General features: G+C 65.9%; 21 protein-coding genes. 6 read left to right on the forward strand and 15 right to left on the reverse strand.

All coding sequences use genetic code 11. The features are described from left to right. Positions 1-31: 31 nt before the first annotated feature. From Q9K02_RS02280 to asd, 3 genes are all read left to right on the forward strand, one after another. Positions 32-1,018, forward strand: a complete 987-nt coding sequence (locus tag Q9K02_RS02280) for a right-handed parallel beta-helix repeat-containing protein (protein ID WP_422785402.1) — start codon at positions 32-34, stop codon at positions 1,016-1,018. A 63-nt stretch (positions 1,019-1,081) separates the two neighbouring features. Further along, entirely contained in the window at positions 1,082-1,345 is a 264-nt protein-coding gene (locus Q9K02_RS02285; RefSeq protein WP_305931423.1) for a DksA/TraR family C4-type zinc finger protein, read from the forward strand. Positions 1,346-1,371: 26 nt separating this feature from the next. Next, positions 1,372-2,232 (forward strand): archaetidylserine decarboxylase, encoded by an 861-nt coding sequence (gene asd / locus Q9K02_RS02290; protein WP_305931424.1) that lies wholly within the window; start codon positions 1,372-1,374, stop codon positions 2,230-2,232. On the opposite strand, the gene Q9K02_RS02295 is transcribed toward asd, so the two are convergent. The 8 genes from Q9K02_RS02295 to pabB form a co-directional block, all read right to left on the reverse strand. Next, entirely contained in the window at positions 2,211-2,711 is a 501-nt protein-coding gene (locus Q9K02_RS02295) for a GNAT family N-acetyltransferase (RefSeq protein WP_305931425.1), read from the reverse strand. The two genes, asd and Q9K02_RS02295, sit on opposite strands and share 22 nt — an antisense overlap. Beyond that, positions 2,708-3,817 carry a GTP cyclohydrolase II gene (gene ribA, locus Q9K02_RS02300; protein ID WP_422785439.1) on the reverse strand — a complete coding sequence of 370 codons (1,110 nt, stop codon included), beginning with the start codon at positions 3,815-3,817 and terminating at the stop codon, positions 2,708-2,710. Before ribA ends, Q9K02_RS02295 begins: the two co-directional genes overlap by 4 nt. Then, on the reverse strand, positions 3,766-4,557 hold the full coding sequence (gene xth, locus Q9K02_RS02305; protein ID WP_305931427.1) for an exodeoxyribonuclease III: 792 nt from the start codon (positions 4,555-4,557) through the stop codon (positions 3,766-3,768). Before xth ends, ribA begins: the two co-directional genes overlap by 52 nt. A gap of 412 nt (positions 4,558-4,969) precedes the next feature. Then, positions 4,970-5,629 (reverse strand): LolA family protein, encoded by a 660-nt coding sequence (locus Q9K02_RS02310; protein WP_305931428.1) that lies wholly within the window; start codon positions 5,627-5,629, stop codon positions 4,970-4,972. Positions 5,630-5,711: 82 nt separating this feature from the next. Continuing rightward, positions 5,712-5,879 (reverse strand): 50S ribosomal protein L33, encoded by a 168-nt coding sequence (gene rpmG / locus Q9K02_RS02315; RefSeq protein ID WP_050601641.1) that lies wholly within the window; start codon positions 5,877-5,879, stop codon positions 5,712-5,714. A 117-nt stretch (positions 5,880-5,996) separates the two neighbouring features. Further along, positions 5,997-6,401 (reverse strand): alternative ribosome rescue aminoacyl-tRNA hydrolase ArfB, encoded by a 405-nt coding sequence (gene arfB / locus Q9K02_RS02320; protein WP_305931429.1) that lies wholly within the window; start codon positions 6,399-6,401, stop codon positions 5,997-5,999. Next, entirely contained in the window at positions 6,394-7,050 is a 657-nt protein-coding gene (locus tag Q9K02_RS02325) for an RluA family pseudouridine synthase (RefSeq protein WP_305931430.1), read from the reverse strand. Before Q9K02_RS02325 ends, arfB begins: the two co-directional genes overlap by 8 nt. Then, a complete protein-coding gene (gene pabB / locus Q9K02_RS02330) occupies positions 7,047-8,858 on the reverse strand; it encodes an aminodeoxychorismate synthase component I (protein WP_305931431.1) in 1,812 nt (603 codons plus the stop codon). Before pabB ends, Q9K02_RS02325 begins: the two co-directional genes overlap by 4 nt. A 109-nt stretch (positions 8,859-8,967) precedes the next feature. Here pabB and Q9K02_RS02335 point away from each other — a divergent pair, with 109 nt between their 5' ends. Then, positions 8,968-10,494 (forward strand): helicase HerA-like domain-containing protein, encoded by a 1,527-nt coding sequence (locus Q9K02_RS02335; RefSeq protein WP_305931432.1) that lies wholly within the window; start codon positions 8,968-8,970, stop codon positions 10,492-10,494. A gap of 30 nt (positions 10,495-10,524) precedes the next feature. Here Q9K02_RS02335 and Q9K02_RS02340 read toward each other — a convergent pair whose 3' ends face one another. The 6 genes from Q9K02_RS02340 to Q9K02_RS02365 all read right to left on the reverse strand — a co-directional run bounded on the left by Q9K02_RS02340 (position 10,525) and on the right by Q9K02_RS02365 (position 16,284). After that, positions 10,525-11,931: an ATP-binding protein gene (locus Q9K02_RS02340; RefSeq protein ID WP_305931433.1), complete on the reverse strand. Its 1,407-nt coding sequence runs from the start codon at positions 11,929-11,931 to the stop codon at positions 10,525-10,527. After that, on the reverse strand, positions 11,928-12,662 hold the full coding sequence (locus tag Q9K02_RS02345) for a response regulator (protein WP_305931434.1): 735 nt from the start codon (positions 12,660-12,662) through the stop codon (positions 11,928-11,930). Before Q9K02_RS02345 ends, Q9K02_RS02340 begins: the two co-directional genes overlap by 4 nt. 63 nt (positions 12,663-12,725) lie before the next feature. Beyond that, positions 12,726-13,412 carry a CREC-EF hand family protein gene (locus tag Q9K02_RS02350; protein ID WP_305931435.1) on the reverse strand — a complete coding sequence of 229 codons (687 nt, stop codon included), beginning with the start codon at positions 13,410-13,412 and terminating at the stop codon, positions 12,726-12,728. Between the two features lie 200 nt (positions 13,413-13,612). Beyond that, complete coding sequence (locus Q9K02_RS02355; protein WP_305931436.1) at positions 13,613-14,017, reverse strand: cupin; 405 nt, start codon at positions 14,015-14,017, stop codon at positions 13,613-13,615. Further along, the gene (locus tag Q9K02_RS02360; protein WP_305931437.1) at positions 14,014-14,409 is read right to left on the reverse strand and encodes a VOC family protein; all 396 of its coding nucleotides are present in this window, start codon (positions 14,407-14,409) and stop codon (positions 14,014-14,016) included. Before Q9K02_RS02360 ends, Q9K02_RS02355 begins: the two co-directional genes overlap by 4 nt. Positions 14,410-14,481: 72 nt before the next feature. Beyond that, positions 14,482-16,284 (reverse strand): aminopeptidase P family protein, encoded by a 1,803-nt coding sequence (locus Q9K02_RS02365; RefSeq protein ID WP_305931438.1) that lies wholly within the window; start codon positions 16,282-16,284, stop codon positions 14,482-14,484. Between the two features lie 154 nt (positions 16,285-16,438). On the opposite strand from Q9K02_RS02365, the gene Q9K02_RS02370 reads away from it, so the two are divergent. Both Q9K02_RS02370 and Q9K02_RS02375 read left to right on the forward strand, forming a co-directional pair. After that, positions 16,439-18,508, forward strand: coding sequence for a S9 family peptidase (locus Q9K02_RS02370; RefSeq protein ID WP_305933429.1), 2,070 nt, complete (start codon positions 16,439-16,441; stop codon positions 18,506-18,508). Then, complete coding sequence (locus Q9K02_RS02375; protein WP_305931439.1) at positions 18,505-18,900, forward strand: acyl-CoA thioesterase; 396 nt, start codon at positions 18,505-18,507, stop codon at positions 18,898-18,900. The genes Q9K02_RS02370 and Q9K02_RS02375 overlap by 4 nt, the downstream gene beginning before the upstream one ends. Here Q9K02_RS02375 and ald read toward each other — a convergent pair. Continuing rightward, positions 18,897-20,012 carry an alanine dehydrogenase gene (gene ald / locus Q9K02_RS02380; protein ID WP_305931440.1) on the reverse strand — a complete coding sequence of 372 codons (1,116 nt, stop codon included), beginning with the start codon at positions 20,010-20,012 and terminating at the stop codon, positions 18,897-18,899. The genes Q9K02_RS02375 and ald overlap by 4 nt on opposite strands. Positions 20,013-20,017: the final 5 nt, after the last annotated feature.

Consider the following 20,017-nt stretch of genomic DNA (forward strand, 5'->3'; position numbering starts at 1 on the left):
CCTGTTAACCATTGCGTGCTAGGCGTATGCCATGACGACTCCGCTCGCCCCCGCTTCGGACCGCTTGCCCGGCTGGCTGCTGGCCGGCATTACAGGCTTCGCTCTGGCAGCCATTCCGCTTGCTGCCGCAATGGCGCAGGAGCCTGCGCCCACACCCTTCACGGTCCAGGAGACCGGCCAGGGCTTCGTAACGCTGCAACAGGCGGTCGACGCCATCGGCGACGGCGAGGGGACCATCCGGATCGCGCCCGGCAACTGGCGACAATGCGCCGTGCAGAGCGCGGGATACGTTACCTATACCGGCGAAGTGCCGGGGCAGTCGCTCCTTGGCGGAACGGCGTGCGAAGGCAAGGCGCTGCTCGTCCTGCGCGGACGCGGTGCGCGGGTCGAGGGGCTGGTGCTGGCCGACGTCAGCGTCGGCGACGGGAACGGTGCGGGCATTCGGCTGGAGAAAGGCCCGCTGCATGTCTCGCAAACCTGGTTCCGCGACAGCCAGCAGGGCATCCTGACCGTCAACGGCGTCGATAGCGAGATGGTGATCGACAAGTCGACCTTCACCCGCCTGGGCACTTGCGAGCACTCGGCAGGCTGCGCGCATTCGATCTATGCCGGCGATTACGGCAGCGTCACGGTCACCCGGTCGCGGTTCGAACAGGGGCGCGGCGGCCATTATTACAAGTCGCGCGCCGGGCGGAACGTGGTGGTCGATAACAGCTTCGACGATTCCAAGGGCCGCGCCACCAATTACATGATCGACCTGCCCAACGGCGGCGGCGGCGAGATCCGCGACAACTGGTTCGTGCAGGGCGCGGACAAGGAAAACTGGTCCGCGCTGATCGCCGTGGGGGCCGAAGGCGCGCAATACAGCGCCGATGGGCTGGTGATCGAAGGCAACAACGCCCGCCTCGCTCCGGGTCTCGGTCGCAATCCTGCTTTCGTCGCCGACTGGACGGGGCACGATCTGCTCATCCGCGGCAATACGCTCGGCACGGGTCTCAAGCGCTACGAGCGCCGCTGAGCCTGCCACACCGGTGAAACCTTGGGCGGCCCGACCCGTTGGGCCGATGAAGGAGATTGCCGCATGGCAGGCGGATGGGCGCGGGACGGCGCCGTTCAGGACCAGATAGACGATACGGTGAGCGACGCGGTCAGCGCCGCACGCTCGCGCATGCCAAGGGGCGAGAGCTCCGAATATTGCGACGAATGCGGGGAGGACATTCCCGAAAAGCGTCGCGCGGCGCTGCCGGGTGTGCGCACCTGTGTCGAATGCCAGTCCCGCCGCGACGGCGCGCTGCGCCAATCGGGCATCAATCGCCGCGGCAGCAAGGATAGCCAATTGCGCTGATCTGCGCGGCGCGCCAAGGCTTCCGCATGGCATCCCCTTTCATCCTCCTCCAGCACGCCCTGCCGCATCACGCCGTATCGCGCCTTGCGGGCAAATTCGCATCGAGCGAGACGCCGTGGCTGAAAGACCGGCTGATCCGTCGCTTCATCGCCACCTACGATATCGACATGTCGCAGGCTGCGCGCAGCATCGAGCAATTCGCCAGCTTCAACGACTTCTTCACTCGCGAGCTGAAGCCGGGAGCGCGCCCGTTGGCCGATGCGGATGAGTTCGTCCTTTCGCCCGCCGATGGCGCGGTCAGCCAGATCGGCACGATCGAGCGCGGCGAGATCTTCCAGGCCAAGGGGCGCGCCTTCACCGCCCGGCAATTGCTGGGCGGCGATGCCGCAGCGGCCGAACGCTTCGAAGGCGGCAGCTTCGCGACGATCTACCTCAGCCCTCGCGATTATCACCGCGTCCATATGCCCGCCGCCGGAGTGCTGCAGTCGACCACCTATGTGCCGGGCGATCTGTTCAGCGTGAACCAGGTCACGGCGGAGAATGTCGATGGCCTATTCGCGCGCAACGAGCGCCTCGCCTGCCTGTTCGATGGGCCGGTGGGACGCTTTGCCAGCGTGATGGTCGGCGCCATGATCGTCGCCGGGATCGAGACCGTCTGGTCCGGCCGGGTCGAAGCGCATGCGCCGAAACTGGTGCATGAGGATTTCGTATCGCGCGACGTGTCGCTGGAGGCTGGCGCCGAAATGGGCCGTTTCTTCCTCGGCTCGACCGTCGTGCTGCTGTTCGAACCGGGCCGGGTCAAATGGCTCGACGGTTTCGAAGCCGGAAGCACCGTGCGCATGGGCGAGGCGCTGGGGCGCAGGGTTCAGCCGAAGGCGGGCGCGTAGTTTACAGTGCCGCTAGGCGCATCGCCTTCGAGGACGAGGCGCTGGAAATACTCCGTCGGCGGCCCCGGATACCGCAGGTCCGGATCATGCTCGAAGCCGAAGCGAGCATAGTAGGCCGGATCGCCGAGCAGGACGATGCCGCGTGCGCCCATGGCGCGAAAGTCGGCAATGGCGCGCTTCATCAGGCGCAAGCCGATGCCTGCGCCCTGGCATTCGGGCAGCACGCTGATCGGGCCGAGACCGTACCAATCGCGGGAACCGTCGGTGATGGTCACGGGCGAAAGAGCGACGTGGCCCACAAGGCGCTCTGCAGTCTCGGCGACGAGCGACAGGGTGAGGTCGCCATCGCGGCGCAGCGCATCGACGATTCCCGGTTCGGAGCCATCGGCATGGGGCGCATCGCGAAAGGCGGCTTCCGTCAGGTCGTGGATCGACTCGACGTCGCTTGCCTGCTCGGGCCGGATGGTGATGGCGCTCATGGCAGCAAATGTCCCGCGCGGTCGCGCTTGGTGGCGAGATAGTGCGCATTGTGCGGATTGTCGGGCAGGCTGTGGGGGACGCGTTCGCTCACCGTCACTCCTTCGCATTCCAGGGCTTCGACCTTGGCCGGATTGTTGGTCATCAGCCGGATCGTGTCGACCCCCAGCAGGTCGAGCATCCGCGCGGCGGTCGGAAAATCGCGTGCTTCGTCGGGCAGGCCGAGCCGCGTGTTCGCGTCCACCGTGTCGAAGCCCTGATCCTGAAGGCGATAGGCGCGCAGCTTGTTGACGAGGCCGATGCCCCGCCCTTCCTGTCGCATGTAGAGTAGCACGCCCCATCCGCCAGCTTCTGCCTCACGGGCCATCGCTTGGAGCGCCGCATCGAGCTGCGGGCCGCAATCGCATTTCAAACTGCCGAGTATGTCGCCGGTAAGGCATTCGGAGTGCAGACGGACCAGCGGCGGGTGGTCCGTGCTTGCGGTGCCGATCACCAGAGCCACATGCTCGCGCGTGTCGTCGGGGCTGCGGAAGGCGACGATCTGCGCATCTTCGGCGGCAGCGACCGGCAGTCTGGCGCGGGTCGCGACCTGGAGGCGCGCGGCGTCGGCGAAGTGGGCGACGTCCTCAACCTCGAGCGAAACCGGCTCCGCCGCGCCTTGCGGATCGACGAGGAAGGCAGGCAGAACGCCTGCTATGCGCGCCAGCTCCAGGGCCGCGCGCGCTTGCTCTTCCCACGCGAGCGGTAGCGCCTTGAACGGCCCTTTGAGCGGTCGCTGCAAATCCAGGGCCGGGTCCGCAACCGCCAGGGCTGCGCCGAGATCGAACGTCTCGGCAGCGCGCATCAGCACCGGCTGGCGCGGCACGGCGGCCTCGATCTGGTTCGCCAGCTTGAGCGTCGCCGCGCGTGTCGCCGAGAGCAGCATGGCCTCGCCGGTGACATCGCCGAACGCGGTTTCGACCGGTTGCAGCACCGGTGCCCCGGCAATCGCCAGCGGCCAGCCGTGCCGCAGCGCATCGACCGCCTGCGCCGCGCGGCGGGAGGCGCTCGCTTCGCTCAGAGGGTGAACTCCGTCACCAACGGCACATGGTCGGACGGCTTTTCCCAGTCGCGCGCATATTCGTGCACCGAATGGCTGGTCGCCTGTTTCGCCAGCTCGGGGCTCGCCCACATATGATCGAGCCGCCGCCCGCGATCGTTCGCCTTCCAGTCCTTCGCGCGATAGCTCCACCAGCTGTAATAGCGCTCGGGCGCCCTGATCTGCTCGCGCCCGATATCGGCCCAGCCATGCGCGTCCATGAAGCGCTGGAGGCTGTCGACCTCGACCGGCGTATGGCTGACGACTTTCAGCAGCTGCTTGTGATTCCACACATCGCTTTCCAGCGGCGCGATGTTGAAATCGCCGACGATCAGCGTGGGGCGATCCACCGCATCGGCCCAGCGAGTCATGCGCTCGAGGAAATCGAGCTTCTGCCCGAACTTCACATTTACCTCGCGGTCGGGCTCGTCGCCGCCTGCGGGGACATAGACGTTCTCGACGATCATGCCTTGGTGATCGGTCAGCTCCACGCCGACGTGGCGCGCCTCGCCATTGTCCTGCCAGTCGTGGCGCGAGAATTCCTTCAGCGGCGTCTTCGCGACCGTCGCAACGCCGTGATAGCCCTTCTGCCCGTGAACGGCGAAATGCTCGTAGCCGAGCTCGCGGAACGCGTCATAGGGGAACTGGTGCTCCTGACACTTGATCTCCTGCAGGCAGAGCACGTCGGGCGCCTGCTCCTTAAGGAAACGCTCGACGATGGGCATGCGGAGGCGGACGGAATTGATGTTCCAGGTAGCGACAGAAACCATGGAGCGTCCTTATGGCGTCTATCCGGCCAAGGCTAGCGCCTTGTCCTGCGCCCGGCACCAGCCCACTCCCCCACCCGACCACCCACGGCACGGTATTTTATGGATGGTCGGGTGGGGGAGTGGGCTGGTGCCGAAGGAAAGCGCGGATGCGCTTTCCGCACCCGACAAAAACATGCCCAGCCACGACCGCCAACAAACACAAAAAACCCCCGCGCCGGGGGCATTGGCACGGGGGTTTCTCTTTTAGCGTTCGTCACGCTTGGAACGAGGCGAACCAGGATGAGGGGGTCAACAGGGGGGAAACCCGCCTCTCGTCGTCTCGCAATTGGAAATTAGGCCTCGAGCGATTGCCCTTCAATGAACAGTGCGCTGCGAAATGTCGTAAATTTCCAACTTCGCAAGGCCGAGCCGTTTATCCCGGGCGACGGGACGAACGGCGGGGGTCCTTGAAGGTGAACGCACTGTCGGCCACCGATACGCCGTAACGCTGATTCCGCAGGCGCACGGTGGTGCGATGGTTCTGCGAATCGAGCGCGACCCAGTGGGTCAGCTGCAGCCCACCCGGGGCGCTCGAATCGCGCGCGAAGATCAGCGTGATGACGCCGAATTCGGGGCGCTTGGGATCGCGTACCTGAATGCTGACGACGTCGGGGTGTCCCGAATCGATCAGCTTGCCGTATCTCTTCACATCACGATTGGGGTCGAGCAGCGCACCGAGCGGCGAGTTGCTGATCGGCCAGCGCTGGACCTGATTGACCTCGTAATCGACGAGATACATCGACTTGCCGTTGGACACGACCAGCATCGGCACGCCCTTGGCGTATTCGAAGCGGATTTTTCCCGGACGCTTCAGCGTCATCACGCCCGAAACCGATTGCCCGTTGCGGTCGGTCTGCGTGAAATCGGCCTTCATCGTCGTAATGCCGCGCAACGCGGTTACCGCACGGTCGAGATCGCCGGCTGCGGCTTCGACGGGCGCGGGGGCCAAGATGGCGGACGCAGGAAGCGCCGCAGCAACCCCGAGGGCAAGCGCGGCGCGGATCGATTTGGTTTTGAAAGACAAGGTGCTCATGCTCCGTGTTCTAGGATCGGAGCATTGAACCATCACTGAACCCGCGCAGTTCCCACCATTCAGGAAAAGCGGGCCGGGATGATTACTTGATCTTCGCTTCCTTGAACTCGACGTGCTTGCGCGCGACGGGATCGTACTTGCGGAAGGTGAACTTCTCGGTGTGGTTCCGAGGGTTCTTCTTCGTCACGTAATAGAAACCCGTGTCGGCAGTCGAGACGAGCTTGATCTTGACGGTTGCGGGCTTCGCCATGGCGTGTTCCTAAAGATCCTGTGAGGCCATCTGAGGGCCGAAAAAATAAGGGCGGCGCGTCGAGCACCGCCGTCCGGCGCGCCCTTTGTGTGATTCACTGGGAAAAGTCAAGCGTCGCTACAGCTTCACCGGCCCGCGTTTCGCCTTCACCTCGCCGCGCGCCTTCTTGGCCTTGAGCCGCTTCACCTTGCCGACGCGGTTCACGCGGCTCTTCTTGCGCTTTTTCGGCGGGCTCAGCGCCTCGTTCAGAAGCGCGACGAGGCGATCGCGGGCCGCTTCGCGATTCTGCTCCTGCGTGCGATATTCGTTGGCGGTGAGGACGATCTCGCCGCCCTTGGTCAGCTTGCTGCCGGCGATCTCTTTCAGCCGTTCGAAGGCGTCCGGCGGCATGCCGATCTGGAACACATCGACGCGCAGCTGCACCGAGGTCGCGACCTTGTTGACGTTCTGGCCGCCCGGGCCGGAGGAGGCGATGAATTTCTCCTCCGCAATCTCGAGCGCCCGGTCCGCAATCTTACCCATCGGAATAGCCGAGCGCGGCGAAGTCGCGGGGCAGGGGTGCGCTGGCATCGATCGGCGGTTTGCCGTCGCGCGGCACGGTCAGTGCGGCGGCATGCAGCATGGTCCGCCGCGCGCCTTTTCCGTTGCCATAGACCGGATCGCCGAGCAACGGGATGCCGAGGCCGGTCAGCGCATGGACGCGGATCTGATGGGTGCGCCCGGTTTCGGGGCGGAATTCGACGAGCGCGCGACCGTCCTTCACATCCAGCATGCGCCAGTGCGTGACGGACGGCTTGCCCTTTTTCGCGGCAATCATCCGCCAGCCCTTCTCGGCGCTGCTGATCTTGGCGAGCGACAGCTCGATCGTGCCCTCCGCCTCCTCCGGCACCCCGTCGAGGATACCGAGATAGCGCTTTTCCACCAGCCGTTCCTCGAAGGCCTTGGCGAAGCGCTTCAGCGCTTTCGGATTGCGCGCCAGTAGCAGGCAGCCGCTCGTATCGGTGTCGAGCCGGTGGACCGGCATGGGCGGCCGCTGAAAGCCGAGTTTCAGCTGTTCGTAGTGATCTTCGAGGCTGATGCCGCCCTTCCGCGGCCGCTCGATCGGCAGCCCGCCGGGCTTGTCGATCACCAGCGCTTCGCCGTCTTCGAAGAGGATCGGGATGTCGGTCATGTCTTGAGCCTTGCTGCCAGCATCAGGCGCAGGCCGTTGCCGAGATGAAATCCGTTTTCGAGATCTTCGATCCGCAATTCCGTCTCGCGCGCCTCGCCGCTGGCGATCAGCGACTGGCGCAGCACGCCGGGCAGCAGGCCGAGCGAGGTGGGCGGGGTCAGCCACACGCCGTCCTCCCCGCGCACGAAGATATTGGTGATGCTGCCCTCGGTCAGCAAGCCGTCCTCGCGCACGAACAGCGCCTCCTGCGCGCCGCGCTGCCAGGCAACATTGCGTGCGTCGTCGTAAAAGGAGCGGTCGCTGGTCTTGTGGCGCAGGCGCCAGTCGCCGGGATCGACCGGCAAGGGCATGACCACGGCCGTCGCGGGATCGGGCCACGCCTGCGGCATGTCGAGCGCTTCCAGCGCGATCGCTCCGCTGCGCGAGGCGAGCAGGCGTACGCGGCTGGGCTTCTCGATTACGAAGCACAGCGCGTGCAGCTGGTTGCGCGCCTCGTGCCGGTCGAAGGCGAAGCCCAGCTCCGCTGCGCTGGCTTTCATTCGTTCGAGATGTGCTTCCAGCATGGGAATGCCATCCTCGGGCGTGAACCGCATGGTTTCGATCAGGTCGAACCGCGCGGCGCGGTGGTTGGGCGAGCTGGAGCGCGCGAAGGCACCCTTCAGCAGCGCCTCGCGCCATTCGGTGCGCGGTTCGCTATCGGCGACGATCGCGCCGCCCACGCCGAGCACGGCCTTGCCGCGCCGGTTCTCGATCTCGGTCAGGCGCAGCGTGCGGATCGCGACATTGAAGGCGGCATCGCCATCTGCACCGATCCGCCCGATCGCTCCGCAATAGGGGCCTCGCGGCGCGGTCTCGACCTCGTCGATCAACTCCATTGCGCGGATCTTCGGCGCGCCGGTGATCGAGCCGCAGGGGAACAGGGCGCGCACGAGATCGACTGCGCCTTCGCCTTCCTTCAGCTGAGCCCGAACCACGCTGACCATCTGGTGGACCGTAGGATAGCTTTCGATGGCGAAGGGTTCGTCCACCCGGACGCTGCCGGGTTCGGCCACGCGGCTGAGATCGTTACGCATCAGATCGACGATCATCAGGTTTTCGGCCTTGTCCTTGACCGAAGTGGCGAGCTCCTCGGCCATTGCCCGGTCGGCCTCTGGATCAGCCATGCGCGGACGCGTGCCTTTCATCGGCTTCGCCTTCGCCTCGCGCCCCTTGAGGGACACGAACAGTTCCGGGCTGAGGCTGAGGAGCCAGTGCGAGCCATCGAAGACCACCCCGCCGTAACCCGCCTGCGCCGCCGGACGCAGCGCGGCGTAGAGGCCCAATGGATCGCCGGTGAAATTGCCCGCGAGCGGGAAGGTGAGATTCGCCTGGTAGATATCGCCTGCGCGTATCGCCTGCTGCAACGTCTCGAACGCTTCGGCATAGCCGCCGGGCGAAAGCTGCGGCTCGAGCGGCCCGACACTGCCATCGTCCTTCGCATGACTGGTCAGCCACGCCGGAACCTCGGCGGCTGGGATGCGGGTCGGCGCGTCGAACAGGCCGAGCCAGACAAGCGGTCCGGCCCCGCCGCTGCGCGCTTCGGCCAGCGCCGCCAGTTTCGGTTCCAGCGCCAGTCCTGCTTCGTAAGCGATATAGCCTGCCAGTTCGCCGCCATCGCGCCGCGCGGCATCGGCCTGCGCCAGCACCTCTTTGACCTCGTCCGGCCTCCGTGCCACGAAGGTTTCGCGCGGCTTCTCGAACAGCAGGGCATCGGCCGCTCCGCTGGTGCGCGCATCGTCGAGCAGGATGAAGGGATGCCGGTCGGTCATCGTGCGACAGCCTTTACCCGCTCGCGCAGCGCTGTCGAGGGATAGCTTGACCTCGCGCCGCGCCCTGCGCCACACCGCAGCCCGATCGGATTTCGGGAGCGGGCGTTTTATGGGTGACATTTTCCTCGGACTGGGCGGCAATGGCGAGAACCAGCATCTTCGCCTCGCGCAGGCCAACCGTCACGGGCTGATCGCCGGGGCGACCGGCACCGGCAAGACCGTGACGCTGCAGGGCCTCGCCGAGAGCTTTTCCGCCAATGGCGTGCCGGTGTTCGTGGCCGATGTGAAGGGCGATCTGTCGGGCATCGCCATGGCCGGCTCGCCGCAGTTCAAGCATGCCGACAAGCTGGAAGGGCGTGCGAAGGAGCTGGGCATGGAAGACTATGCCTATGCCGACAATGCGGCGGTGTTCTGGGATTTGTATGGCGAGAAGGGCTTCCCGATCCGCACGACGATCTCGGAGATGGGGCCGCTACTGCTCGCCCGCCTGCTCGATTTGAACGATACGCAGGAAGGCGTGCTCAACATCGTGTTCCGCTATGCGGACGAGAACAACCTGCTGCTGCTCGATCTGGGCGACCTGCAGGCCATGCTGAGCTTCGCTTACGAGAACGCGAAGGATCTGTCGGGCACCTACGGCAATGTGTCCAAGGCCAGCGTCGGCGCGATCCAGCGCCAGCTGCTGAGCTTCGAGAGCCAAGGCGCGGACATGTTCTTCGGCGAGCCGGCGCTCGAGATCGACGATTTCCTTGCCATGGACGAGCAGGGTCGCGGGATGATCAACATTCTCGCCGCCGACAGGCTGATGCGTAGCCCGAAGCTCTACGCGACCTTCCTGCTCTGGCTGCTCGCCGAACTGTTCGAGACGCTGCCCGAGGTGGGCGATCCCGAAAAGCCCAAGCTCGTCTTCTTCTTCGACGAGGCGCACCTGTTGTTCGACGACGCGCCGGAAGCGCTGGAGGACAAGGTGGAGCAGGTCGTCCGACTGATCCGCTCCAAGGGTGTGGGCGTCTATTTCGTCACGCAAAACCCGATCGACATCCCGGAGAAGATCGCCGGCCAACTGGGCAATCGCATCCAGCATGCGCTGCGCGCCTTCACTCCGCGCGACCAGCGGGCGATCCGGGCGGCGGCGGAAACGTTCCGCATCAATCCCGAGCTCGATGTCGAGCAAGCGATCACCGAGCTGAAAGTCGGCGAGGCTCTGGTCTCGACGCTGGACGAAGATGGCGCGCCTTCGGTGGTCCAGCGCACGCTGATCAAGCCGCCGCATTCGCGCCTCGGCCCGGTCACCGAGAAAGAGCGCAAGATCATCAATTCGGTGAGCGATCTCGACGGAAAATACGACGAGCCGGTCGATCGCGAGAGCGCGGAGGAAGTGCTCGCCGCGAAGACTGCCGACGCTGCAGAAACGGCGAAGCAAGTCGAGGACAAGGGCCGCGAAGAGGTCGCCAAGCAGGAGCGCAAGACCCCGTCTATGTGGTCCAAGGCGGGCAAGGCGGCGGCGCGGGCAGCGGCAGGTTCGCTCACCTCGGTCGCGGTGGCGACGGTATTGGGCAAGAAATCGAGCGCCGATCCGGTGCGCACCGGGCTCAACGCTTTCGTGCGCAATATCGTCGGCGGGCTGATGCGGTAGAGGGTTTCGGAGCGGGCCGATACCGACTGTTCAAGCAGGAATACGCAGTTCCGCGCGCAAGCCGCCTTGCGGGCGGTTCGCCAACACCAGCCTGCCGCCATGCTGTTCGGCAATGGCCCGGGCAATGGTGAGGCCAAGGCCTGCGCCGCCGGTCGCGCGGTTACGGCTCGCCTCGCCGCGGGTGAAGGGCTCGAGCATTTCGGCGATGCGATCGTCCGGGATGCCGGGGCCGCTGTCTTCCACCGCGATGACCGCCTCGCCGCCATCGCGGGTCAGCGCGATCTCGGACGAACCGCCATATCGCAGCGCGTTGGAGACGAGGTTGCGTACGGCGCGCTTCGCCCAGGTGAGGTGGACGGGGGCCGCCACCCGCTCGCCCTCCAGCAGCACTACCGGCTCGCCCATGTCCTCGAATTCCTCCACCACCGACACGAGCAGTGCGTAGAGATCGGTGCGTTCCGCAGGCCGGTCCGTGCGGCCGAGGCGGGCCAGCAGCAGAATTTCGTCGAGCGTGCGGGTGATGTCCTCGATGCTGCCCACCATGCGGGCGCGGGCAGTGTCGTCCTCGACGCTCTCGACCCGCACGCGCAGCGCAGCGAGGGGTGTCTTGAGATCGTGCCCGATGGCGCCGAGCATGACGTCCTTCTCGTCCAGCATGGCGCCGATCCGCGCCTGCATGGCGTTATGCGCTTCGATCAGGTCGCGCACGTCGTCCGGCCCGGTGGGATGGACCGGCGTTTCGGGATGGCCGATCCCGCCGAAGCGCCGGGTGCTGTCGGCCAGCGCGGCAAGTGGCCGCGTGATCCGCCGCAGCACGAACCACAGCAGGCCGAAGAGCACGATGAACAGGACCACCGTCTGGAAAACGAGTGTACGCACGATCGAGCGGTCGCGCGGGGGGATCGGCAGGCGCGCGACCTGCCAGGTATCGCTGCCTTGCTGGCGCAGGCCGACCACGAGCATGTCCTTCGGGGCGTCGCGCAGGCGCGCGGCTAGGCGGGGAAATCGTTCCTGTGCCTCGGCGATCAGCGGGTCGGCAAGTGTCGCGCGGCGGGCGACGACAAGTTGCTCGACGCCGATACCCTGCGCCTCGAGCACCTCGCGCAATGCCGCTTCGCGATCGGATAGGCGGATGTCCGCTGCGGTCAGCGGGCTGGTTTCGCTTTCCGAATAGCGCAGGCGGCGTGGCAGGCGGGGGCCGCGAAATTCTCCCCTCTCGCCACGGCTAAAAAGCGGGCGACCGCTATCGCGGCGGCCCTCGGCTCGGGCCTGTCCGGTAATCAACTGGAAGGCGGCAGCATTGGCCAGCGCCAGTTCGAGGCGCTGTTCGGCGGCGCGGTATAGCAGGGTGGTGGAGATTGCCTGCGCGACCAGCAGGGCCAACGCCATGGCCAGCATCACCTGGCCGAACAGGCTGCGGGGCAGCAGCCTCGTCACCGGCTTTCGCGGCCCGTTCGGGTCACGTCGGCAGAGAGCCGATAGCCGCCGCCGCGTACGGTCTGGATCAGCTGCGGATTGCGACTGTCGGCCTCGATTTTGCGGCGCAGGCGGCTGACCTGGTTGTCGACCGCGCGGTCGAACAATTGCGCTTCGCGGCCCTGCACCATGTCGAGCAGGCGGTCGCGATCGAGCACTTGGCGGGGATGGTCGCAGAAGGCGCGCAGCATGCGGAATTCGGCGGTCGAGATGGGCACGGTCGCGCCGTCCGGATCGACCAGCTTGCGCTTGAGCGGATCGAGCGTCCAGCCATCGAAGCGATAGACCAGTTCCTCGTCCTGCAAGACGGGCGCACGCTCTGTCCGCCGCAAGACCGAGCGGATGCGCGCGACCAGTTCGCGCGGTTCGAAGGGCTTGGTGACATAATCGTCCGCGCCGATTTCGAGGCCCACGATGCGGTCGGTCGCCTCGCCGCGCGCGGTCAGCAGGATGACCGGCAGGTCGCGCGTCTCGACGAGGTGGCGGCACAGCGACAAGCCGTCCTCGCCCGGCATCATGATGTCGAGCAGGACGAGGTCGGGCGTCGTTTCGCCCAGCGCGGTGCGGGCGGCAGCGGCACTTTCCGCCTCGAGCACGGAAAACCCCTGGCCGGAGAGATATTCCGCCAGGGGTTCCCGCAGTCCCGGCTCGTCGTCGACGAGCAGGATGGTGGTGGGCGCGGTGTCGGTCATGGTCTGTCCTCGCCGCGCCTACCGGGTAAATCGGCAAGCGATCAAGCGCTTACTCTACAACGCTTACTGGGCCTGGCGCGCCGCGCGGCGTTCCTGCCAATTCGCACGACGTTCGGCCTTGGCAGCTTCGCGTTCCTCGGCCGTCACCTGGCCATTGCCGTCGGCATCGAGCCGGGCGAAGCGGGCGGCGACCTGCGCGTCGAACTCGGCCTTGCTGATGGCCTGATCGCCATTGGTGTCGAGGCGGGCCATGCGGTTCATGCCGCGTTTGCCGCGATGACCGCGTTCGCCGCGGGCTTCATGCATCGCCTGCATCTCGGCCATGGTCAGACCGCCCGAATTGTCGGTGTCGGCCGCCGCGAAGCGCTCTGCCATGCGTTCGGCGCGATTGCCGCCACGGCGGTTCATACGCTCGGTGCGTTCCACGCCGCGCTCGGCCATGCGCTCGGCCCGCTTGGCGCGGCGAGCCTCATGGGCAGCCTGCATTTCGGCCTGTGTGACTTCGCCGTCATTGTCCGCGTCGATGCGGGCGAAGTGCTCGGCCATCTTGGCCTGGCGATCGGCGGTGTTCAGCACGCCATCGGAATTGCTGTCCATACGGGCGAAACGCTCGGCCGATTTGGACTGCATTTCGGCGAGGGTGATGACGCCGTCGCCATTGGCATCGGCGCGTTCGCCCTTCTGGGCGAAAGCGACGCCGCCGGTCAGGGCGAGCGCGGCGGCGGAAAGGGAAAGGATGGTCTTGTGCATTGCAAATCTCCGTAAGGGTTCAAATCGGAGAGCTGCGACGGCGGGGGTGGGGGAGGGAGACCGGTTCGTCCGCCGCAGCTCGTGTGCCCTTTCTAGGCCCGCCATGTCGCAGCAATATCCCGGATCGCAGGGGAATTGTATCGGATTGTATCGGCCCGCCGGAACCGTTCATCCACGCGAAAGCGCTGCGTTGGCGGCGCTCAGCGCGGGCGGTGCTGCGTGCCTTCGCCGGCGGTGATGAAGATCGCCGTGGCATTCCCCTCGACATCGGCGGTGTGCCAGACGCCGGGCGCGTTGATCGCATATTTGCCCGCCTCCAGCGCGACCTGCTTCTGGCGACCGTCGGGAAATTCCTGCATCAGCACCATCCGACCCGCTGTGCAGATCACCACCTCGTCGCCGACGGGGTGCATCTCCCAGCTGTCCCAGTCCTCGGTGAAAGTATACTGGCTGACCAGTCGCCCTTCGCGACCGTCCGCGCCGTGGCGCTGGCCATAACCTTCGTACCATTCCATCCCGCCCTCGAAGGGCGGCTGCGGCACGGCCGTCGCGCCGAGGCCGAGATGCACGAAGCTCTCAGCCAGTCGGCGCGGGCCCTCGCTCACTCTGCCTTATCCATCAGAAAGGCGTTGAGCTTGTTGCCGTCCGGATCGCGGAAATAGGCGGCATAGAATACCATGCCGTTCGCGTCCGGCTCACCGCGCGGGCCGGGCTCGCCCTCGTCGCTGCCGCCATTGGCCAGCGCGAGTTCATGCAGGCGCTTGACCTGATCGCGGTCCTTGCATTCGAGCGCCACCATCACGCCGTTGCCGACGCTGGGTGCATTGCCGTCATAGGGTTTGGTCGCGGCGATACCGGGCGCGCCATTCGCATCGCCCCACGCAATGAAGGTCGGGAATTCCATCATCCGGCCGACGCCCATTTCGGCGGCGATCGGGTCGTAGAATTTGGCCGAGCGTTCGAGGTCCTGGCTTCCCAGCGTGACGTAACCGATCATGGCATTTCTCCTCTGTCAGCGACTCGCGACCGCTTTCGATTCGTGGAGAACATTACAAGAACAAACAAACTCCTACAAGGGCGCGCACTGCTCCTTGAGCCAGTCGAAGTCCTCGCCCTCCATCTGCGGGCCGAGGATCGCCTCGACCTGCTCGTGATAGCGGTTCCACCAGCCGATCTCGGCCTCGGTAAGCAGGCCTTTGTCTACCAGCGTCCGGTCGAGCGGGACGAAGGTCAGCGTCTCGAAGCCGAGATACTTGCCCTCGCTTGCGATCGGTGCCTCGACCACCAGCACGAGGTTCTCGATCCGGATGCCGTATTCGCCGGGTTTGTAGTAACCGGGCTCGTTGGACAGGATCATGCCTTCGCTCAGCGGCGTCTCGGTGCCGGGGAAAGCCCCGCCCGGCTTGCTGATCCGCTGCGGCCCTTCGTGGACCGAGAGGTAGCTGCCGACGCCGTGGCCGGTGCCGTGGCCGTAATCGACCCCGCCCTGCCACAAATGCATGCGCGCAAGCGCGTCGAGTGCGCCGCCGGTCGTCTGGTCGGGGAAATACTGCATCGCCAGCTGGATGTGGCCCTTCAGCACGCGCGTGTTGCGCTCGACCATCTCGGCACTCGGCTCGCCCGGGCCGATCCACACCGTGCGCGTGATGTCCGTGGTGCCGTCGTCATACTGGCCGCCGGAATCGACCAGGTAGATCGAGGAGGGCGGGATCGGGATATTGCTGTCCTCGTCCACCTTGTAGTGCGGCAAGGCGGCATGGCCCGCGGCGGCGCTGATCGTGTCGAAGCTCGCATCGCGCAGGATGCCGCAGTCCTCGCGAAATTCGCGCAGCTTGGCGGCGGCGGCGAGCTCGTCCACGCCGCCCTTCGGTGCCTCGATGCCGAGCCAGCGTAGGAAGCGGCTGACCGCAACCCCGTCGCGCGCCTGCGCATCGCGGTGGCCCTGGTGTTCGGCGGGAGTCTTGATTGCCTTGGGCATGATCGTCGGATCGCCGTCGCGCACCACCTTGGCCCCGCCTGCTTCGAGCGCATGGAAGATCCCTGCGACCGCGTGGTTCGTATCGACGGCGACGGTCTTGCCCTCGAGGTCTGCCAGCGAGGCTTCGAACTGATCGCGCGGGCGCACGGTCACTGCATTGCCGAGATGTTGCGCCAGCGCGGGCGTCACCTTCTCCGGCGCAATGAACAGTTCGGCCGTGCCATCCGCATGGGCGAGCACGTAGGACAGCGCGACCGGCGTATTGTCGACATCCTTGCCGCGCATGTTGAGCAGCCAGGCGACGGAATCGAGCGCAGTGATCACGGTGGCGTCATAGCCTTCGCGCTTCAGCCAGTCGGCGACCTCGGCGCGCTTGTCCGCGCTGGAGCGGCCGGCGAGCGCTTCGTCATGCGGCGCGGCCTCGGCAGCGGAGGGTTCGGGCTGGTCGTCCCAGATCGCGTCGATCGGATTGCCGTCCACCGGAACGAGCTTGAGGCCCTTCTTGGCGAACAGCTTTTCCGCGCTCTCCGCCCATTCGATGCCGTGCAGCCAGGCGTCGTAGCCGATCGTGGCGCCTTCGGGCGCAGCCTCCGCGATCCATTTGGCGGGCGAGGTCGCGGGCACGTCCTCGTAATCGTAGAGCTTGCCGTCCACCTGCTCGCGCACCTGCACGGTATAGCGGCCGTCGGTGAACATCGCCGCGCGGTCCTTCAGCACCACGGCGCTGCCCGCACTGCCGCCGAAGCCGGTCAGCCATTTGAGGCGCTGGGCATAGCTGCCGACATATTCGCTCATATGCTCGTCGGAGATCGGGATAACGAAGCCGTCGAGGCCGCGTTTGCCGAGTTCCTTGCGCAATCCGTCGAGACGGGCTTCGTATGTCTGCATGAGCATGGGCGGGGTCCTTTGCTTATCGTCGGGCCGGATCGTCGCACCGGCGCTTGCGGCGCGCCCCTAGCCATCTTAGGTCGGGCGCGCAGAGTCATGCGCCCCACTTACGCCTCACCGGCACCCTTTTCCACCCGTTGCGACGCCAAGGAGTTCTCCCATTTCGACCAGCCGCCCCGCCGCGCCGCCCAAGGCCGAGAAACGCGACTTTTCCTATTCGCACCACGGGATCACCATCGCCGATCCCTATGCCTGGCTGCGCGATCCCGGCTATCCGACGGTCGAGGACAAGGACGTGCTCGCGCATCTCGAAGCGGAGAATGCGTGGTTCGAAGCGCGGATGGAACCGCAGCAAGCTCTGGTCGACGAGCTGTTCAAGGAGATGAAGGCGCGCATCAAGGAAGACGATTCGACCGTGCCCCAGCGCCGGGGCGACTTCCTCTACTGGTCGGAATTCGAGGAGGGCGCGGAATACCGCAAATACTACCGCAAGCCTGTCGGGGGTGGCGATGCGCAGCTGATTCTTGACGAGAACGAACTGGCCGAGGGGCACGAGTATTTCCGGCTGGGCACCTTCTCCGTCTCGCAGAACGGCAAGCTGCTCGCCTACTCGGTCGATACCAACGGGTCGGAGCGGTTCACTGCGCGTGTGAAGAACCTCGAGACCGGAGAGCACTTGGCCGACGAGATCCCCGGCACGCTGTCCGGCCTCGTCTGGGTGATGGGCGACACGGCGCTGGTCTATGGCCTCGCCGACGAGAACTGGCGCGTGCACGATGCCACGCTGCACGTGCTGGGCACGCCGCTCTCGGAGGATATCGAACTCTATCGCGAGACGCTGGACGAGGGCTTCCGCGTCGGTGCGGGCCTCAGCGCGCAGGAAGACTGGCTGGTCATATCGACCGGCGACAACGAGACCAGCGAAGTGCGGCTGGTTCCGGCCGACGATCCGACTGCCGAGCCGATCCTCGTCAAGCCGCGCATGAAGGGCGTCGAATACGATGTCGATGTGCGGGACGGGACGCTGTGGGTCCACACCAATGACGACCACGTCAACTTCCGCCTCGCCACCGCGCCGCTCGACGCGCCCGATGCGTGGGAGACGCTGATCGAGGGATCGGACGAATTCTATCTCGACGGGTTCGAACTGTTCCGCGATTTCTTTGTTACCGAGGGGCGCGTAAAGGGCCTCGACCAGATACAGCTGCGGTCTTACGCGCAGCCCGATTTGGTGAAACCGATCGCCTTTGCGGAAGCCAGCTTCACCGCCGGACTGACCAACAACCCCGAATACCACCAGGACATACTGCGGCTGTCCTACCAGAGCATGGTCACGCCGGATTCGGTGTTCGACTATCACGTCGAAAGCGGCGAGCTCGAACTGCTCAAGCAGCAGGAAATCCCGAGCGGCTACGACCCGGAAGCCTACACCACCGAGCGCGTCGAAATCGAGGCGCGCGACGGGACGATGATCCCGGTCAGCGTGGTCATGCGCAAAGATCGCGGCGATGGCCCCGGCCCGCTGCATCTCTATGCCTATGGCGCTTACGGTTTCGCCGTGCCGCCGGGCTTTTCGACCACGCGCCTCAGCCTGGTCGATCGCGGCTTTGCCTATGCCATCGCGCATATTCGCGGCGGCGACGATCTGGGGCGCAAGTGGTATTTGCAGGGCAAGCTCAACGAGCGGCTCAATACTTTCACCGATTTCGTCGATGTGGCGAAGGGGCTGGCGGCCAAGGGGTTCACCGAAGAGGGCAGGATCAGCATCTCCGGCGGCTCGGCAGGCGGCGAGCTGATGGGCGTGGTCGCCAATACCGATCCGCAATTATGGGGCGCGATCGTGGCGCATGTCCCCTTCGTCGATGTGCTCGCCACCATGCTCGACGAAAGCCTGCCGCTGACGCCGGGCGAGTGGCCCGAATGGGGCAATCCGATCCTGTCGAAGCAGGCTTTCGCCTATATCCTGAGCTATTCGCCTTACGATCAGGTGGTGGCGCAGGACTATCCGCCGATGCTGGTGACCGCCGGTCTCAACGATCCGCGGGTAACCTATTGGGAACCGGCCAAATGGGTCGCGAAGCTGCGCGAACTCAAGACCGACGGTAACGAGCTGCTGCTCAAGACCAACATGGGCGCGGGCCACGGCGGCAAGTCCGGCCGCTTCGAAAGTATCCGCGAGGCGGCGGAGGAGGTCGCCTTCGTGCTCTGGCAGCTGGGCGTCGAGACGTGACGGCACCGACCTTCGAGAAGACTTTCACCGCGTCCGCTGCGCACATCGACGAGCTCGGCCATGTGAACAATGCCGTGTGGGTGCAGTGGATTCAGGACATGGCGACAGCGCATTGGGAAACGGCTGCGCGGCCTGCCGATCGCGAGGCGTTCTTCTGGGTCGTGACGCGACACGAGATCGACTATCGCGGCAATATCGCGGAAGGTGACCGCGTGACCGGCACGACCTGGATCGAAGGTCCGGCGCGCGGTGCGCAATCCACCCGCCGGGTCGAGTTTCGCGATACCGAGGGCAAGATCATCGTCTCCGCGACGACGACCTGGGCGATGCTCGACCGAGCGACGCAGCGCCTCGCGCGCGTGCGCCCGGAGGTGCTCGCGCCGTTTACCTAGCCGAGGATGTCGGCGACCGTCCGGTATTCGTAGCCCAGCTCCTCCGCCACGGCTTCATACGTCACGGTGCCCTGGTGCACATTGAGCCCTTCGGCGAGGTGCGGATCGCGGCGCAGCGCCTCCTTCCAGCCGTGATCGGCGATGCGCAGCGCATGCGGTAGCGTCACATTGTTGAGCGCATAGGTGCTGGTGCGCGCGACGGCGCCGGGCATGTTGGCGACGCAATAATGGACGATATCGTCGACCACATAGGTCGGATCGGCATGGGTGGTCGGCTTGCTGGTTTCGAAGCAGCCGCCCTGGTCGATCGCGACGTCGACCAGCACTGCGCCCTTCTGCATGTCGCCGAGCATCTCGCGGGTGACCAGCTTGGGCGCCGCTGCGCCGGGGATCAGCACCGCGCCGATGACAAGGTCCGCCTGGCAAACCGAATCATGGAGATTTGCGCGGTTGGAGAACCGGGTGGAAGCCCGCGCTTCGAAGAAGGTGCCGACCTTTTCCAGCACTTCGGGATCGCGGTCGAGGATCGTCACGTCAGCGCCGAGGCCGACCGCCATCTGCGCCGCATTGAAGCCGACCACGCCGCCGCCGATGACGACGACCTTGCCCGGCATCACGCCCGGCACGCCGCCCAACAGCACGCCGCGGCCGCCATGGGCCTTCTCCAGTGCGCTGGCGCCCGCCTGCACGCTCATGCGCCCGGCCACCTGGCTCATCGGCTTCAGCAGCGGCAGCTGGCCGCGCGGGCCGGTGACCGTTTCATAGGCGATGGCCGTCACGCCGCTGGCGACCAGGTCCTTGGTCTGCTCCGGATCGGGCGCGAGGTGGAGATAGGTGTAGAGAATCTGGTCCTCGCGCAGCTTGGCGCGTTCCACCGCCTGCGGTTCCTTGACCTTCACCACCATCTCGCACGCGGCGAAGATCGGGTCCGGCCCGTCGACGATTTTCGCTCCGGCAGCGACATATTGCGCGTCGGTCGCATCGATGCCGCAACCGGCCTCGGTCTCGATCCACACCTCGTGGCCCCGCGCGGTCAGTTCGCGCACGCTCTCCGGCGTCAGGCCGACGCGGTATTCGTGGTTCTTGATTTCCTTGGGGCTGCCGATGCGCATGGGGA

Origin of the sequence: Qipengyuania profundimaris, from assembly GCF_030717945.1 — a bacterium.
GTDB lineage: Bacteria > Pseudomonadota > Alphaproteobacteria > Sphingomonadales > Sphingomonadaceae > Qipengyuania > Qipengyuania profundimaris.

Coding starts and splice junctions, on each gene's coding strand:
- Q9K02_RS02280 (WP_422785402.1), top strand. CDS start 32: ATGACGACTCCGCTCGCCCCCGCTTCGGACCGCTTGCCCGGCTGGCTG.
- Q9K02_RS02285 (WP_305931423.1), top strand. CDS start 1,082: ATGGCAGGCGGATGGGCGCGGGACGGCGCCGTTCAGGACCAGATAGAC.
- asd (WP_305931424.1), top strand. CDS start 1,372: ATGGCATCCCCTTTCATCCTCCTCCAGCACGCCCTGCCGCATCACGCC.
- Q9K02_RS02295 (WP_305931425.1), bottom strand. CDS start 2,711: ATGAGCGCCATCACCATCCGGCCCGAGCAGGCAAGCGACGTCGAGTCG.
- xth (WP_305931427.1), bottom strand. CDS start 4,557: ATGGTTTCTGTCGCTACCTGGAACATCAATTCCGTCCGCCTCCGCATG.
- Q9K02_RS02310 (WP_305931428.1), bottom strand. CDS start 5,629: ATGAGCACCTTGTCTTTCAAAACCAAATCGATCCGCGCCGCGCTTGCC.
- rpmG (WP_050601641.1), bottom strand. CDS start 5,879: ATGGCGAAGCCCGCAACCGTCAAGATCAAGCTCGTCTCGACTGCCGAC.
- arfB (WP_305931429.1), bottom strand. CDS start 6,401: ATGGGTAAGATTGCGGACCGGGCGCTCGAGATTGCGGAGGAGAAATTC.
- Q9K02_RS02325 (WP_305931430.1), bottom strand. CDS start 7,050: ATGACCGACATCCCGATCCTCTTCGAAGACGGCGAAGCGCTGGTGATC.
- pabB (WP_305931431.1), bottom strand. CDS start 8,858: ATGACCGACCGGCATCCCTTCATCCTGCTCGACGATGCGCGCACCAGC.
- Q9K02_RS02335 (WP_305931432.1), top strand. CDS start 8,968: ATGGGTGACATTTTCCTCGGACTGGGCGGCAATGGCGAGAACCAGCAT.
- Q9K02_RS02345 (WP_305931434.1), bottom strand. CDS start 12,662: ATGACCGACACCGCGCCCACCACCATCCTGCTCGTCGACGACGAGCCG.
- Q9K02_RS02350 (WP_305931435.1), bottom strand. CDS start 13,412: ATGCACAAGACCATCCTTTCCCTTTCCGCCGCCGCGCTCGCCCTGACC.
- Q9K02_RS02360 (WP_305931437.1), bottom strand. CDS start 14,409: ATGATCGGTTACGTCACGCTGGGAAGCCAGGACCTCGAACGCTCGGCC.
- Q9K02_RS02365 (WP_305931438.1), bottom strand. CDS start 16,284: ATGCTCATGCAGACATACGAAGCCCGTCTCGACGGATTGCGCAAGGAA.
- ald (WP_305931440.1), bottom strand. CDS start 20,012: ATGCGCATCGGCAGCCCCAAGGAAATCAAGAACCACGAATACCGCGTC.